The 14881-nt window shown below is 57.0% G+C and carries 13 protein-coding genes; 5 read left to right on the top strand and 8 right to left on the bottom strand.

Going from position 1 to position 14881, the window contains the following annotated elements:
• Both GS630_RS07985 and GS630_RS07980 read right to left on the bottom strand, forming a co-directional pair.
• Window positions 1-390: an ACT domain-containing protein gene (locus tag GS630_RS07985; protein WP_171619186.1), complete on the bottom strand. Its 390-nt coding sequence runs from the start codon at window positions 388-390 to the stop codon at window positions 1-3.
• On the bottom strand, window positions 387-2237 hold the full coding sequence (locus GS630_RS07980) for an ABC-F family ATP-binding cassette domain-containing protein (protein WP_171237460.1): 1851 nt from the start codon (window positions 2235-2237) through the stop codon (window positions 387-389). Before GS630_RS07980 ends, GS630_RS07985 begins: the two co-directional genes overlap by 4 nt.
• Window positions 2238-2344: 107 nt before the next feature.
• Here GS630_RS07980 and GS630_RS07975 point away from each other — a divergent pair, with 107 nt between their 5' ends.
• Together GS630_RS07975 and ndk are read left to right on the top strand one after the other, a co-directional pair.
• A complete protein-coding gene (locus GS630_RS07975) occupies window positions 2345-3547 on the top strand; it encodes a multidrug effflux MFS transporter (RefSeq protein ID WP_171237461.1) in 1203 nt (400 codons plus the stop codon).
• A gap of 115 nt (window positions 3548-3662) precedes the next feature.
• Window positions 3663-4085, top strand: a complete 423-nt coding sequence (ndk, locus tag GS630_RS07970; protein WP_155143779.1) for a nucleoside-diphosphate kinase — start codon at window positions 3663-3665, stop codon at window positions 4083-4085.
• A 54-nt stretch (window positions 4086-4139) separates the two neighbouring features.
• On the opposite strand, the gene GS630_RS07965 is transcribed toward ndk, so the two are convergent.
• Window positions 4140-4487 (bottom strand): TfoX/Sxy family DNA transformation protein, encoded by a 348-nt coding sequence (locus tag GS630_RS07965; protein ID WP_171619182.1) that lies wholly within the window; start codon window positions 4485-4487, stop codon window positions 4140-4142.
• A gap of 167 nt (window positions 4488-4654) precedes the next feature.
• Between GS630_RS07965 and GS630_RS07960 the strand changes: the two genes are divergently transcribed.
• From GS630_RS07960 to GS630_RS07950, 3 genes are read left to right on the top strand one after another with little or no spacing between them, the layout of a single operon-like run.
• On the top strand, window positions 4655-6175 hold the full coding sequence (locus GS630_RS07960; protein ID WP_171711946.1) for a CHAD domain-containing protein: 1521 nt from the start codon (window positions 4655-4657) through the stop codon (window positions 6173-6175).
• A gap of 3 nt (window positions 6176-6178) precedes the next feature.
• Window positions 6179-6934 carry a ParA family protein gene (locus GS630_RS07955; protein ID WP_171174466.1) on the top strand — a complete coding sequence of 252 codons (756 nt, stop codon included), beginning with the start codon at window positions 6179-6181 and terminating at the stop codon, window positions 6932-6934.
• Window positions 6931-7398 carry a CYTH domain-containing protein gene (locus tag GS630_RS07950; RefSeq protein WP_171174464.1) on the top strand — a complete coding sequence of 156 codons (468 nt, stop codon included), beginning with the start codon at window positions 6931-6933 and terminating at the stop codon, window positions 7396-7398. The genes GS630_RS07955 and GS630_RS07950 overlap by 4 nt, the downstream gene beginning before the upstream one ends.
• Here the strand turns inward: GS630_RS07950 and GS630_RS07945 are convergent.
• The 5 genes from GS630_RS07945 to GS630_RS07925 form a co-directional block, all read right to left on the bottom strand.
• Window positions 7395-8708: a HAMP domain-containing sensor histidine kinase gene (locus tag GS630_RS07945; RefSeq protein WP_245223147.1), complete on the bottom strand. Its 1314-nt coding sequence runs from the start codon at window positions 8706-8708 to the stop codon at window positions 7395-7397. The genes GS630_RS07950 and GS630_RS07945 overlap by 4 nt on opposite strands.
• 49 nt (window positions 8709-8757) lie before the next feature.
• The gene (locus tag GS630_RS07940) at window positions 8758-9438 is read right to left on the bottom strand and encodes a response regulator transcription factor (protein WP_171237464.1); all 681 of its coding nucleotides are present in this window, start codon (window positions 9436-9438) and stop codon (window positions 8758-8760) included.
• Between the two features lie 178 nt (window positions 9439-9616).
• A complete protein-coding gene (locus tag GS630_RS07935) occupies window positions 9617-11053 on the bottom strand; it encodes a Do family serine endopeptidase (protein WP_171619176.1) in 1437 nt (478 codons plus the stop codon).
• A gap of 745 nt (window positions 11054-11798) precedes the next feature.
• A complete protein-coding gene (locus GS630_RS07930; protein ID WP_171619174.1) occupies window positions 11799-12401 on the bottom strand; it encodes an NTP transferase domain-containing protein in 603 nt (200 codons plus the stop codon).
• A gap of 31 nt (window positions 12402-12432) precedes the next feature.
• Window positions 12433-14850: an FAD-dependent oxidoreductase gene (locus GS630_RS07925; protein ID WP_171619172.1), complete on the bottom strand. Its 2418-nt coding sequence runs from the start codon at window positions 14848-14850 to the stop codon at window positions 12433-12435.
• Window positions 14851-14881: the final 31 nt, after the last annotated feature.

Genomic DNA, 14881 nt, shown 5'->3' with positions numbered 1-14881 from the left:
TTAATTGCTGCTCCGTTGCAGTGCCTGCAGGATTTTCAGGGCGTCTTTCGACCGGTTTGAAGGCACATAGACATGATCGTGGTGATACCCAGCGACCATGTTTGCAGGAATGCCAGCCTGAGCCAGCGCGTCGGATACGGTTGCGGTCAAACCGACACCTTCCAGCGAAGAGTGAACCTGCAATGTGATGCAACGCATTGCGACGGCATCCTGCGGCGCCTGTGCGGTTGGCACGATGAGAGACAACCCCTCAGCCTCGACACAGCTCGCACGCGTGCCTTCTGGCCAGGGTTCGTTTTCTGACCAGACAACAAAGGCAAACTCACCAGGCTGTAAAACAGGATGCATACCGGCAATCATAGCGTTGGTATCCTTGATCGGTGTTGTCATGCTGTTTCTGCCTGTTCCAGCCGTTCTGCCGCAGCAACCCATAGTGCTTCGGCCTTTTGCATCGCCTCGGTCACTTCCGCGAATTTGCGGTTCCAGGTTTCCAGATCGTTGATCCTGTCGTCTTCATACAAAGCCGGGTCCGACAGTTTGGCCGAAAGCTTGTCATGCATATCCGTCAGCTTCTCGATCCGATCCTCGCATTTGCGCAAATCGGCCCGCAAGGCCAGCATAGCCTCGCGCGAGGGGCGTTTGGACTTGCTGACTTGCGGCTTTTCTTTGACCGGTTTGTCCCGCGCCAACAACAAAGATCGGTACGCTTCAAGGTCGCCGTCGAAGGGTTTGACTGTCCCGTCCGAGACCAACCAAAGCCGGTCCGCGACAAGGCTTAGAAGGTGCATGTCGTGGCTGACTAACACGACTGCACCGGAATAGGCGGTCAGTGCTTCGACCAGAGCCTCGCGGCTTTCGATATCGAGGTGGTTGGTCGGTTCATCCAGGATCAGCATATGCGGCGCATCAATCGTGGCGATCAGCAGCGAAAGGCGTGCTTTTTGGCCACCGGACAGACGACCAACCTCGGTTTCGGCCTGATCCGCGTTCAGTCCAAATCCAGCCAGCCGAGAGCGCCACTTGCCCGGCGCTTCGTCAGGACGCAGACGGCGCAGGTGGTCCAATGGCGTTTCGTCCACATAAAGCTCATCCACTTGATGCTGTGCGAAATAGCCGATGCGCAGCTTGTTGGAACGGCTCATCTTGCCCGCCATCAGGGGCAGGCGGTCAGACAAAAGCTTGGACAAGGTTGATTTGCCCTGACCGTTCTTGCCCAACAGGGCAATCCGGTCATCCTGGTCAATCCGCAGGTTCAGGCGGCGCAGAACCTCAGTCTCGCCATAGCCTGTCGCACCGCCCTCGATCTGGATGATCGGCGGCGACAGTTCTTCGGGTTCGGGGAAGGAAAACGCGCGCAGGGCGGCCTCTTGCGGGGTCGAGACAAGTTGAATGCGCTCGATCATCTTCAGGCGGGATTGGGCCTGAACGGCCTTGGACGCCTTATAGCGGAAGCGATCTACAAAGCTTTGCAAATGCGCGATGCGTGCCTTCGCCTTGGCGTTCTCGGATTCCGCCTGCGCCAGACGTTCGGCGCGTCGTTCGGCGAACTTGTCATAAGGCACCGCGTAATAAGTCAGCTTGCGGTCCTCGAGATGCAGGATCGAGCCGACAGCACGGTTCAACAACCCTCGGTCGTGGCTGATGATGATCACCGTGTGCGGATATTTGGCCAAATAGCTTTCCAGCCACAGAGCACCTTCAAGGTCCAGATAGTTGGTCGGTTCGTCCAGCAACAGCAGATCGGGCTGCGAAAACAACACCGCCGCCAAAGCGACACGCATCCGCCAGCCGCCCGAGAAATCGGAACACGGGCGCAACTGGTCTTCGTCGTCAAAACCCAACCCCTTGAGGATTGAGGCTGCGCGCGCCTCGGCGGACCAAGCGTCGATATCGGCAAGGCGGGTCTGGATCTCGGCAATGCGGGCCGGGTCATCCGCCGTCTCAGCCTCGGCCATCAGGGTGCTGCGTTCTGTATCAGCGGCAAGAACCGTGTTGATCAACGAGACGCCAGACGAGGGCACCTCTTGCGCCACACCACCAATCCGAGCGCGTTTGGGGACCAAGATATTGCCGGACTCCAGCGCCAGTTCCCCCCGGATCAGGCGGAACAGAGTGGTCTTGCCGGTACCATTCCGGCCCACAAGGCCAACCTTGTGCCCGTCTGGTATGGTCGCGCTTGCGCCGTCAAATAAAGGGCGGCCTTCAACGGCATAGGTGATGTCTTCGATCCGTAGCATGGGCCGCTCTTAGCAGAGGCGTGATGCCGCCGCCAGCGGCTTGGCATGTTCAAGCCTCATTCAATGTGTTAGCGCTGTGTCGTTTGCTTTTCTGATCGGTTTTTCCAATGCGCGCGGCCCAAACGCCCCCTCATCTGATCACGCTGATCTTTGCCACTGCGTTGTCGGTGCTGTCGCTGAACTTGTTCCTGCCGTCGCTGGCCCACATGAGCGAAGATTTCGGCGTGGATTACGGCCTGATGAACCTGTCAGTTGCCGGGTATCTGGCGGTTTCAGCCGTGCTGCAACTGATCATGGGGCCGCTGTCTGATCGCTTCGGGCGCAGACCGATACTGTTGATGTGCATGACCTTCTTCGTCATCGCCTCAATCGGATGCACACTGGCCCAGTCGATCTGGGTGTTCCTGGGGTTCCGTCTTTTGCAGGCCGCAGTGGTGGCCGGGTCGGTTCTGTCCAGCGCATCAATCAGAGACCAGTATCCGCCGAACGAGGCGGCCAGCAAACTGGGTTATGTGACGATGGCCATGGCTTTGGCGCCGATGCTTGGGCCGATGCTGGGCGGCGGGCTGGATGTGCTTTTTGGTTGGCGCTCGGGGTTTGTGCTTTACACGTTGCTGGGTGCAGGGGTGCTGGTTCTGCTGTGGTTTGACATGGGCGAAACCAACACGAACCGTTCTTCTACCTTTACTGCCCAACTGCGCGAATATCCGGATCTGTTTCGCGCCCGCAGGTTTTGGGGTTACGCCTTGTGTGCGTCGTTTTCGATTGGTGGATTCTATAGCTTTATCACTGGCGCGCCTCTGGTCGCGGCTGCCTGGTTCGATCTAAGCCCGGCGATGTTGGGTCTTGGGATTGGCATCATAACCGGTGGGTACATGGTCGGGAACTTCGTCACCGGTCGGATAGCGGCGCGGACACGCCTGACCACGATGATCCTGATCGGCCGGGTTGTGGCTTCGACCGGGCCATTCCTTGGATTACTTCTGTTTCTCACTGGCCTGGGGTCAGTCTGGGTGTTCTTCGGATCGGCCATCTGCGTTGGATTCGGCAATGGCCTGACCAATGCAAATGCCACTGCAGGGATCATGTCCGTGCGCCCTAAGTTGGCGGGCAGCGCAGCCGGGCTGTCTGGGGCAATGATCGTGGCGCTTGGGGCTATCCTGACCTCGGTGACGGGTGCATTTGTCAGCCCTGAAAACGGGCCCTTTCTGGTTCTGGGCATGATGTGGGCGTGCAGCTTTGCCGGGTTGTTGGCCGTAGTTTATGTTCGTCGTCTGGATTGGATCGACCCGCTGCCTGACACATTCTGAACCCCAAAGCGGCGAACGGGCCATCATAACACTTTTCATAAGCCAAAGACCGTGATACGCGGCGCGCGATGGATTTCGGCGCGGGCCCCGCGCCACATTGTAAGGAGAGGCCGATATGGCACTGGAACGCACATTCTCGATCATCAAACCCGATGCAACCCGCCGCAACCTGACTGGCAAAATCAATGCCAAGTTCGAAGAGGCCGGCCTGCGCATCGTCGCGCAAAAGCGCATCCACATGACCAAAGAGCAAGCTGGCAAGTTCTACGAAGTGCACGCCGAGCGTCCGTTCTATGACGAACTGTGCGAGTTCATGTCGTCGGCTCCGGTCGTTGTTCAGGTTCTGGAAGGCGAAGGCGCCATTGCAAAGAACCGCGAAGTCATGGGCGCAACCAACCCCGCAGACGCAGCCGCTGGCACCATCCGCGCCGAGTTCGCGGAATCGGTTGGCGAAAACTCGGTCCACGGTTCGGACGCTCCGGAAACCGCAGCGGTTGAGATCGCGTACTTCTTCTCGGGCATCGAACTTGTTGGCTAAGCCAACGCTTCTGCCAAATCATTGGGCCGCTCCAACTGGGGCGGCCTTTTTTGTTCAGATTTGCTTTAGATCTTGTGGTGCAACGCGCACGCCAATGGCATCCAGATCGGCGATCATCTTATTTTCCGGCGCGGCACTGTTGCCTGACTTTATGGCGTCAAAGCGTTGACGCAGGGCCTTCTTTTCTTCACCCTTGCAATCGTTCCACGGACGGCCCTGCAAGCCCATCACCAGCACGGAGTAACCGATGAAGTGGGCCTTAGTGCCTGCTTTGAGCAGGCGGGCATAGGCTTCATCCGGCCCGAGATCACGCAATTCTTCAGCCGAGTGAATACCCGCACGGGCGCAGGCTTGTTCGAAAGCCGGGCCAAGGTTTCGGATCGATGAAACAGGGTCGCTCATTCGTTCGTTTTACGTTTATCCCTGACCCCTGTCACCCGGGGATTACGCATGGTCAAAGCGGAATGTCTTGAAGTTTTTCCAAGCTTGAGATTGCATAAGGCTATGCTATCGCGGAGGGTCGAGTGTCAGAACACAAAAAGACCAGAGGTGGATCAACCGCAAGGAGGATGCCCGGGGCGTTTGAAGACCTGTTTTTTCTGCCCTCTGTGATGGACACGTCCGCTGTTGAAGCCGCCTTGCCGGGGTTCTCTGTTGTTGTTGAACAGGACAGCGAGGCCAAACCTTTTTCATTGCTGGATTGCCATGATCAATCTTTGCGGGCCAAGGGTTGGATGCTGATCGAAATCGGTGATGCGTTGCAATTGCTGCAAAAGGAACAGCGCCCATTGTTCCAGAACTGCTCAGGCAAGGGGCGGTTCATTCAGGATCTGCCGAGCGGTGAAGTGCAGGCGGCGTTGCGTGATTTTCCAAAGCTCAGAGCCCTCATGCAGATTGGGGCCGGTAAGTTAGAAGAAAAAAACTTTGTTGTGCTGGATGAATTGCAAAAGACCCAGGTCAGAGGGGTGATCTGGTCAATGACTTCAACCTCGGGGCAGGCCACGCTTGTCCGGCTTCAGAGGTTGCGCGGGTACGAACGGACATATCAAAAGGTCAGTACAGCCTTTGCCGATCTGCCAGACTGCGCGAAGGATGTTGAAGCGCTGTATGCCGGGTTGTTTCCTGGCATGGAGACCTATCGCGCCAAGCCCGATATCCAATTGGGAAGAGCGGAACCGTCCATCGAAGTCGCAGCAGATATTATTCACACATATCTGAAGGTTGCCCGGCAAAACGAAAGCGGTATGGTTGCCGACATTGATACAGAGTTTTTGCACGATTACCGTGTTTCGCTACGTAAGATCCGGTCTGTGATCAGCCTGTTCAAAGGCGTCTTTTCCGAAGATCAAACCGTCGAGCTTAAACGAGTGTTTTCAGATATTATGGCACCGACCGGGCGCATGCGTGATCTGGACGTGTATCTTTTGGAAAAAGATATGTATTTCAATCTAATACCAGAGCATCTTCATTCTGGTTTGCAAGCGATGTTCGACCGGTTCCAGTCAGAGCGCGGGCAAGAATTGTCGCGCTTGTCTCGCAGATTGCGCAGCAAAGCCTATGCCACCTCGATGAAGCATTTGATCGAAACGTTCGACGGCATCGGTCAACTGCAACCCGGGCCAAATGCGGATCGGGGCGCGTACGACTATGCCTGCGCGCTGATCTGGAAACGCTATCGCAAGGTATGCAAAATCGCACGCGGCATCACCGATGACACCCCGGACGAAACGGTTCATAACCTGCGCATCGACTGTAAGAAACTGCGCTATCTGATGGAATTCTTTGCACCTCTCTTTGACGCAAAGGGATTTAAATTGATCCTCAAGCCTTTGAAAAAGCTTCAGGATAATCTGGGTCTTTTTAATGACTATTCCGTCCAGCAAGAGGCTTTGCTGGCCTTTGTCTCTCAGCAAAGCAACACGCAGGGCCGTGTGGACGCCCAGGTTGGCCTGGCCGTTGGTGGATTGATTGCCGTGCTGGATCAACGCCAAAAATCCGAACGCAGCCGTGTGATCGCCAGTTTCCAACACTTTGACAGCCCCGAAACCCGAAATCTGTTCCGCAGTTTGTTTCACGACAAAGAGGAGTGAGGAATGAAGATCATTGCCTGCTACAGCAACAAGGGCGGTGTCGGCAAAACCGCGACCTCGGTGAACCTGGCTCATGCATATGCACAGGCAGGCAAGCAGGTTTTGCTGTGTGATCTAGACCCTCAGGGCGCGTCGGGTTTTTATTTTCGCGTGAAGCCGTCCAAAAAGTTGACGGACGCGCGGTTTTTCGAGGACGTGGAACGGTTTACCAAAGCGATCCGGGCCAGCGATTTCGAAGGATTGGACGTGTTGCCCGCAAATCTGACCTTCCGCGATTTCGATGTTTTCTTGTCCCGAATGCGCAACAAGCGCTCACGCTTGAAAAAGGCGCTGGTGTCCGCCGGCAGCGATTATGACGTGGTCCTTCTGGATTGTCCGCCGAACTTTTCCACCCTGTCTGAAAACATCTTCAAGGCGGCAGATGAAATCGTTGTTCCCGTCATCCCCACGACTCTGTCCGAGCGAACGTTTGATCAATTGGTACGCTTTTTCGACGAACACAAGCTGCGCAAGAAGAAGTTGCGTGCGTTCTTTTCGATGGTGCAGAAACGAAAGGTTTTACATCAGGAGACAATGGCCTCGATGCGCAAGCTATATCCTAAACGGTTTTTGCAAACGGCGGTTCCATTTGCTGCGGATATTGAAAAGATGGGTCAGCATCGAGCGCCCGTCAGCACCTATGCCGGGCGCAGTGCAGCCTGTGTGGCCTATCGGGCGCTGTTCGACGAACTGGAAAACGGAGTGGTTTCAACCCAATGAGCAAAGAAATCGAGCGCAAGTTTCTGGTGGCAGCCGCGCCGGACCTGAGCAACGCGCAGAAATCCGTTGTGCGACAGGGTTACTTGACCGCGCCTGACGACTCGACTGAGTTGCGGTTGAGGCAGAAGGACGATGCGTTTTTCCTGACACTGAAAGGCGGCGGTGGTCTGGTCCGTGTTGAGCGCGAGGCACAAATCACAGCGGAACAGTTTGAAACCTTCTGGCCCGAAACAGAAGGCCGCCGTGTCGAGAAAGAGCGTTACACCGGGCGTTTGCCGGATGGGCTCATGTTCGAGCTGGATATTTTTTCCGGTGATCTGGCGCCGTTACGCCTGGTTGAGGTCGAATTCGACTCGGAGGATGATGCCGAAGCTTTTGTACCACCTGATTGGTTCGGGGCGGATGTAACAGAAGACAAACGCTTTAAGAACAAGACGATGGCAACAAACGGTATCCCGATTTAGGGATTCTGCGCCAGATAGATCGTCGCCTTCAGCCCAGGATCACAATTTTGGGCTGCAAACCTTCCGCCATGCATATGCGAAATCGCTGCGACCAATGCCAGACCCAGCCCGGCGTTTCGCTCCGTACGCGCAGGGTCAAGCGTTACGAAAGGCAGTTGCAGGCGATCCAGTTCTTCAGGTGGGACGCCCGGGCCTTGGTCGCGCACGTGCAGACATGCAAAACCGTTTTCGGTATCCAGCGAAATCGTGATGGTCGACTCCGCAGGCGCATATCGCATCGCGTTTTCAAGCAGGTTGGACAGGGCCTGTGACAATAGAGGGCGGTGCCCTTCGATTGGGGGGGCTGAGCCAGTCACCTCGAGTGTTATGCCCTGATCGGCAGCCACCGGGTCGTAAAGTTCGACAACATCGCCGACGAGGTGCTGCAAGTCGATGGTTTCAAACTGTTCGCGCCCAAGCCCGGCTTCGGCGCGCGAAATCTCGGTCAGCTGTGCCAGCACGCGCAGCACGTGGTCAATTTCTGCCGTAGCGCGGGCGACATCGATTTCTCGTTCCAAATCGGTTTTTCCCGGCTCTGACAGGGCTTCAACGCGCTGGCGCAGGCGTGACAATGGAGACCGCAGGTCATGCGCGATGGAATTCGACGTGGTGCGCAGGTTGCTGATCAATTCTTCGATCCGATCCAGCATGTTGTTCAAAGTGCCCGAGACCTGGTCGAATTCGTCGCCGGTTCCGCGCAGGGGCATTCTTTTGGATAGATCGCCTGATACGATGTTTTCTGCTGTGCTAGCTATGTCCGAGAGGCGTGCAAAGACCAGGCGTGTAAACAGCCAGCCGGTAATCACGCTCAGCACAAAGGCAATCCCCAGCGCCAGTGCAACGGATCGGAACAAGACGCGGTCAAACTGCTGACGCGTGGCGGCGTCGCGCCCAACCAGAAGACGCTCTCCGCCGGGCAGGCGGATCGATGCAGCAGAGACCGGGACAAGCTGGTCATTGTCGGCGCGGCGAAGCTCCAGATCGACCCAACCACTGCCTGCTGCAACATTGACAGGCCAGGATTTCAGGTTGCCCACCAGCTTGACCCCAAGCCGGTCGGTCAACAGGTAAAGCGCGTCGCGTTCAGAGGCGCTTGGCAGGCGACGTTCGATTGCGGTGATCAGCCCAAGCAGACCTCGCCGTTCATATTCATCCGCCAACCCGGTCAGCTCGGCCGAGACGACCGAGCGTGTCTCGGCTTCAATGCTTCGGTTTGCGGTGACGTACACCACGGCCAGTACCGACGCAGTCAGAAAGGTGCTGAGAAACATGCTGGTCGCGACCAGCCGTGTTCTGGAATTGTTTAGGGAAAGCCAAAGGTTATCCATCGGACATCATGTAACCCGCGCCGCGAACGGTTTCAATCAGGGGGGCATCGCCGCCTTCATCCAACTGCCGCCGCAGCTTTGAGATATGGACGTCGACAACATTTGTGTTTGGATCGAAGTGATAATCCCAAACGCCTTCAAGCAGCATGGTGCGCGACACCACACGGTTCTTACGGCGCAGAAAATATTCGAGGATCTGGAACTCGCGCGGGGTGAGGGTGATCTCGTGCCCGGCGCGAGTAACCTTGCGGGTCAACAGATCCATCTCAAGGTCTTTGCAGGTGAGTGTCGGTGTTTCTTCGGATTCCTGAGGACGACGCAGCAGAGCCTCGATGCGGGCGTGCAACTCCTGAAAGGAAAACGGTTTGACCAGGTAATCGTCTGCGCCCGAGCGCAGGCCCTTGACCCGTTCATCCACCGCGCTCATGGCTGTCAGCATCAGGACGGGTGTTTTCAAACCGGCTGCCCGCAGTGACTTGATCAAGGACAGCCCATCCAAGCCCGGCAGCATCCGGTCCAGTACAATGGCGTCAAACCCGCCATCTGTGGCGTGATACAACCCTTCGCGCCCATCTGCGGCGGTTTCGACCACATAGCCTTCTTCGCCGAACCCTTTGGCGATGAAGTCCCTGGTGTCAGCGTCATCTTCCACGATCAACAGGCGGCGGCTCATGGTCTGGCTCCTTTCTATCGGGATTTAAACACAATATTCAGGTGATGCACATTGAATTCGGGGGATCTTGCCGGGTGCTGGGCACGCACCCGGCAAGCCCGGCAGACAGTGGACAATTCTGATCTGCCGGGTGAGGCGCGCCGAAAATCCCCATCAAGCGGCGCGCCCGGTTTCCTGATCAGGCGAGTTCGACTGCGACGAAGATCTGACTACCGCCGCGATTGATCAGCACCAGGGCCGGATCGGTCTTTTCGCTGTCCAGCGCCGCCTTCAAAGCATCGGGTGTGAACGTCTCTTGGTTGCCCAGTTTGACGATCACGTCACCACGCTGCAGACCGGCCTTTGCGGCGGGGCTATCGGGTTTCAGATCCGTGACGACAACACCGTCGACAGTCTCGGGAATGCCCGTCTCGGCACGTACCGTTTCAGTCAGCGGGGCTACAGTGACACCCAGTGTCGTACCTGCAACCTCAGCCTCGACCGGTGTATCAGGTTGGGCAGACGCTGCCTGATGCTGACCGACGGTCAGAGTCAGCGTTTCCTGCTTACCATCACGCAAAACCGTCAGAGTGCTGTCCGTGCCAACTTTGGTCGTGCCGACGAGAATGGGCAGGTCACTGCTTGAGTCTACGGCTTCATCGTTGAACGTCAGGATCACATCGCCTTGCTTCAGAACACCATCCGCCGGGCTGTCGGAAACAACATCGGACACCAGCGCGCCAGAGGAGGCATCGATACCCAAAGCGGCAGCAAGTTGTGGGCTGACGTTTTGGATCGAAACGCCCAACCAGCCACGGCTGACCTGGCCATCGTCACGCAGGTCGGCTGCGATATGCTGGACGATATTCGAAGTCACGGCAAAGCCCAATCCAACGGATCCACCGCTGGGCGAATAAATGGCTGAATTCACGCCAATAACTTCGCCTTCCATATTGAACAGGGGGCCGCCCGAGTTGCCCTTGTTGATCGCAGCATCGGTTTGAATGAACTCTGCATAGGGGCCTTCAGAGATGTTGCGACCTTTTGCCGAGACGATGCCGGTGGTCACTGTGGAGCTGAGGCCAAAGGGATTGCCGATGGCCACGACGTCTTCGCCGACACGGATGACATCGCTGTCGCCCAGTTCAACGGCCTGAAGCGCGGTGTCCGGGTCGATTTTCAAAACGGCGATGTCGGTCAGCGGGTCGGTGCCGACCACCTCGGCTTCATAGCTGCGATCATCACTCAGCCGAACGGTAACGGTAGAGGCGTTGTCTACGACATGATGATTGGTGACGATATATCCCGCCTCATCCAGCACAAAGCCCGAGCCTAAGCCCTGTGCCGGACCGCGCTGGGGTGCATTGAAACCTTCGGGCGCACCAAATCGCTTGAAGAACTCGCCAAATGGGTGCCCGTCAAAGTCGAAGTTTTGCCCAGGCGCTGCGCTAGGTACATTGTCCTGCTCCGCGATGATGGTCACCACCGAAGGGGAAACGGTTTCAACCAGATCAGCCAGTGCCTCGTCCGCCACGGACGGAATGGCTGTTGTCGCCAACAGCGCGGCCCCTAGGGCGCTGATGCCCATCCAGTTGGAGGTTCGGGGAAGTAAAAGCGATGATTTGCGGATGCTCATTTCTGTCTCCTGTATGTGTCGCGCAGATTCGACTGCGCGTTAAAGCAAGAGATGCAGCACCAGGATTGGTCTTTCCTGAGGGATACGTGAAGAAATCTTAATTTCGCCACAAAGGCGATGTTCTGTGACGGTCGACGTCAGACTGGATTCGTCGAAATTGACGGGTCGGAGTCGTGCGAATCGGAGGATTGTTGCTGAAATCGACGTCAAACTCTCAAAACCGTTGAATTATTTTTGTTTTGTTGACAATGATTGGTCAGCAGGATGGGGAAAATAGCTGCTCCCTCAATGGTTGTGTGTTTGAAGGCTGCTGGTCGGCCTTGACACCAAAAATGTAACGTGTGCGAGGTGAAATCGCGAATAAGTTTGCGCATAATCTCGAATCGTTATCTTGTGCATAAATTCGAAATCGCCCTAGGGTTGATCGTCGTAAATGGCGTTGTTGCCCAAAAACCATTCAGAGTTGAGCCAAGTTAACCATTCCCTCCAATTTTACATTGTTTTGAACGATCAGATCAGTGAGGATGAACATGCCCAAGTGAGGGGGAGCCAAAAGCGCTAGGGGGCGCTGCTGGTTCACTCGATCACCGAGAGTTTTAGCGGCGTGTTAACGAGGGGGTCTTGTTTAGGTTTGGCGGCTATTTAGTCAGCGTGCTTTGACGGCGCACTGGCCGGACTTTTGGGATTGAGAAAAGTGGTAGTCCTGTTTTGGGCAACGGCCCGGTCTTAACAGACCGGGCCGAGTTTATTCCGGGGCACGGTTTTTTTTCCAAACGTCCCAGTCTTGGGGTGTATCCAAGTCCAGCAACGCATTTCGGTCGGGCAGGCGGTGCAGGTACACTTTTTGTGCATGTGCCTGGACCACCTTTTGCGCGCCTTCATCGCCCCGTAGGCCCGAGAGTTGATCAAAGAGCGATTGGTCAAAGACGACTGGATGGCCCGGCTTGCCATTTGCAGTGGCCCCACGCCAGATGAGGTTTTCCGGGTGGGCATCGCGTGCCTGTAAAACCGCGCGCAGATCGACCTGAGTCAGGTTAGGCAGATCTGCGAGCAATACCATGACAGCTTCTGCACCCGGCGGAACATGTCGCATCGCCGCCCGTAAGCTTGCATTCATTCCCTCTGCGGCTTCAGCGACCGGCACCGGAAGAACGTCCAAACCCTTTAGCGCCTCATATCGAGGATGCGGTTTTGGGGGCAGGGCGACTAATACGGGACCTACAGCTCGCGCCGTGCGTGCGGATCGCTTCAGCAGCGGGGTGTCGTCGATTGGTTGCATCAACTTGTCCACGCCGCCCATGCGGCTGGATTGACCGGCGGCCAGCAGTATGATGGGAACATCAGTCATGCAGCCACCATGCCGCCGGTAAAGCGCAGTGTCATCCCCTCATGCGTGCCCCGTCCGGATCGAACAAGGGCGTCGAGATCACCCGGGCCTTACGCATCTGCCCCAGGATTTCGATTTCGACCTCAAGCCCGTCTGACACACGCTCAGAAGGCAAGAACCCCATCGCAATGGATTTCTGCGCGAAGTGAGAAAAGCCACCCGACGTGCAGAAGCCAACCACCGAACCGTCCAGCCAGATCGGCTCATAGGCGTTGACGTCTGCATCTTGTGCATCGACTTCAAACGCAACCAATGTGCGGGCGCTTCCGTCCGCGCGGTCTGCCTCGGCGGCGGCGCGGCCGATAAAGTCGCTGTTCTTGCGGAAGGAGATGAAGCGGTCCAACCCGGTTTCCGCAGCGGTGTAATCAGGCGAGAACTCTCGCATCCACGAGCCAAAAAACTTGTCCAACCTCAGGCTCATCATCGCGCGCATCCCAAAGGGAACCATGCCATGTGTTTGCCCGGCTTCCCACAATGCCCACCAGAGTTGTCGTTGGGCCATCGGATCGCAATAGATCTCGTACCCAAGATCGCCGGTATAGCTGACACGTTGAACGATACAATCGGTCATGCCAACTGTCATACGGCGGACATCGAGGAACTGGAAATCACTCAGATCGTCACGCGTGCAGGCGGCCAGCACCTGTGTTGCCTTGGGGCCTGCGATCTGAAACCCGTTCAAGCGGTCGCTGATGTTCTCGATGGATACACCTTCCTGCACATTTTGTAAGAACCAGCGCATGTGGAACGCTTGGCTGCCGTATGAGGCCGTAAGTCGAAACTCGTTTTCGCTCAGACACGACACGGTGAAATCGCCGATCAGTTTGCCTTTGGGCGAGAGCATCGGTGTCAGGGACAGGCGGCCGGGTTTTGGCATACGTCCAGCCATGATCCGGTCCAGCCAATCCCGCGCCGATGGTCCGGTGATCCGGTATTTACCAAAGTTGTGGACCTCGTTGATACCCACGTTCTCGCGCACAGCGCGCACTTCGCGACCTGTCGCATCGAACGCGTCAGACCGTCGGAACGATGGGGTCTCGAACCCCGGCTCCTCTCCTTGGGCAAAGTAGTTGGCGACTTCGAGCCCGTATTGCTGGCCCCAAACCGCGCCCAGATCACTGAAGATGTCGTACATCGGCGTTGTGCGGTTGGGACGCGCTGCGGGCAGTTCCTCGTTCGGGTAGGCGACGCTGAAGCGTTTCTGATAGTTCTCGATCACTTTGGGGCGGGTATAACCGGGGCTGATCCAGTCGCCGAACCGGGCCACGTCCATGGCAAACACGTCGCGTTCGGGCTCGCCTTCGATCATCCATTGCGCCAGCGTCAGGCCAACACCGCCGCCCTGGCTGAACCCGGCCATCACGCCACAAGCCGACCAGTAGTTGCGCATTCCGGGAACCGGCCCGACCAGAGGGTTTCCGTCGGGTGCGAAGGTGAACGGCCCGTGGATTACAGACTTCACACCAGCTTCGGCGAGAACTGGGAAACGTTTGTAGGCAAATTCGATGCTGTCGGTGATCTTGTCATAGTCATCAGGCAGCAGTTCATGGCCGAACTCCCAAGGTGTTCCATCGACGGCCCAGGGTTTACAGGGTTGCTCGTAAAACCCGATGCAAAGGCCGCGCCCTTCCTGCCGGAGATAGCTTTCGCCCGCCGGGTCCATCACATGGGGATGCTCGCCACCGGCGTCGATGATCGCCTCGATCTGAGGGATCGAGTCCGTGACAAGATATTGGTGTTCCATCGGGTGCAGAGGGAAGTAGATACCCGCCATCGCGCCCACCTCGCGCGCCCAGAGACCGCCTGCATTGACCACATGCTCCGTGTGAATCGTCCCCTTGTCGGTCACCACATCCCATGTGCCATCCGGGCGCTGGTTGGTTTCTCGCACCATGCAATGGGTTTCGATCGTGGCCCCACCCATCCGCGCCGCCTTGGCGTAGGCATGTGTGGTGCCCGAGGGGTCAAGATGCCCATCGAGAGGGTCGTAGAGCGCGCCGATGATGCCATCGGTATTGGTGATCGGGGCGATTTTTTTGATCTCGTCCGGCCCGACGATTTCTGTTTCCAACCCCATGAAACGGTGCTTGGCGCGCTCGGCCAGCAGCATGTCAAAACGGTCCTGATTGTCGGCCAGGGTCACGCCGCCGACGTGGTGCAACCCGCAGGACATGCCTGTGATTTCTTCCAGCTCTTTATACAGTCGGATGGTATAGCCCTGCAGCGCGGCCATATTGGTGTCGCCGTTGAGGGTGTGAAACCCGCCCGCCGCGTGCCAGGTCGATCCGCTGGTTAACTCGGAGCGTTCCAGCAGCATGACATCCGACCAGCCCAGCTTGGTCAGGTGATACAGGACTGAACAACCGACGACACCGCCGCCAATGACCACCACGCGGGTTTGCAGTTTCATAAAGACCTCCGATTGATTTCCGCCAGTGTGC

The sequence above is a fragment of the Ruegeria sp. HKCCD7303 genome, from assembly GCF_013111185.1.
Classification (GTDB): Bacteria; Pseudomonadota; Alphaproteobacteria; order Rhodobacterales; family Rhodobacteraceae; genus Ruegeria.
The sequence above is the reverse complement of the archived record's forward strand: the minus strand, read 5'-3'. Positions and strand labels throughout refer to the sequence as shown.

Coding starts and splice junctions, on each gene's coding strand:
- GS630_RS07985 (WP_171619186.1), bottom strand. CDS start 390: ATGACAACACCGATCAAGGATACCAACGCTATGATTGCCGGTATGCAT.
- GS630_RS07980 (WP_171237460.1), bottom strand. CDS start 2,237: ATGCTACGGATCGAAGACATCACCTATGCCGTTGAAGGCCGCCCTTTA.
- GS630_RS07975 (WP_171237461.1), top strand. CDS start 2,345: ATGCGCGCGGCCCAAACGCCCCCTCATCTGATCACGCTGATCTTTGCC.
- ndk (WP_155143779.1), top strand. CDS start 3,663: ATGGCACTGGAACGCACATTCTCGATCATCAAACCCGATGCAACCCGC.
- GS630_RS07965 (WP_171619182.1), bottom strand. CDS start 4,487: ATGAGCGACCCTGTTTCATCGATCCGAAACCTTGGCCCGGCTTTCGAA.
- GS630_RS07960 (WP_171711946.1), top strand. CDS start 4,655: ATGCCCGGGGCGTTTGAAGACCTGTTTTTTCTGCCCTCTGTGATGGAC.
- GS630_RS07955 (WP_171174466.1), top strand. CDS start 6,179: ATGAAGATCATTGCCTGCTACAGCAACAAGGGCGGTGTCGGCAAAACC.
- GS630_RS07950 (WP_171174464.1), top strand. CDS start 6,931: ATGAGCAAAGAAATCGAGCGCAAGTTTCTGGTGGCAGCCGCGCCGGAC.
- GS630_RS07945 (WP_245223147.1), bottom strand. CDS start 8,708: ATGTTTCTCAGCACCTTTCTGACTGCGTCGGTACTGGCCGTGGTGTAC.
- GS630_RS07940 (WP_171237464.1), bottom strand. CDS start 9,438: ATGAGCCGCCGCCTGTTGATCGTGGAAGATGACGCTGACACCAGGGAC.
- GS630_RS07935 (WP_171619176.1), bottom strand. CDS start 11,053: ATGAGCATCCGCAAATCATCGCTTTTACTTCCCCGAACCTCCAACTGG.
- GS630_RS07930 (WP_171619174.1), bottom strand. CDS start 12,401: ATGACTGATGTTCCCATCATACTGCTGGCCGCCGGTCAATCCAGCCGC.
- GS630_RS07925 (WP_171619172.1), bottom strand. CDS start 14,850: ATGAAACTGCAAACCCGCGTGGTGGTCATTGGCGGCGGTGTCGTCGGT.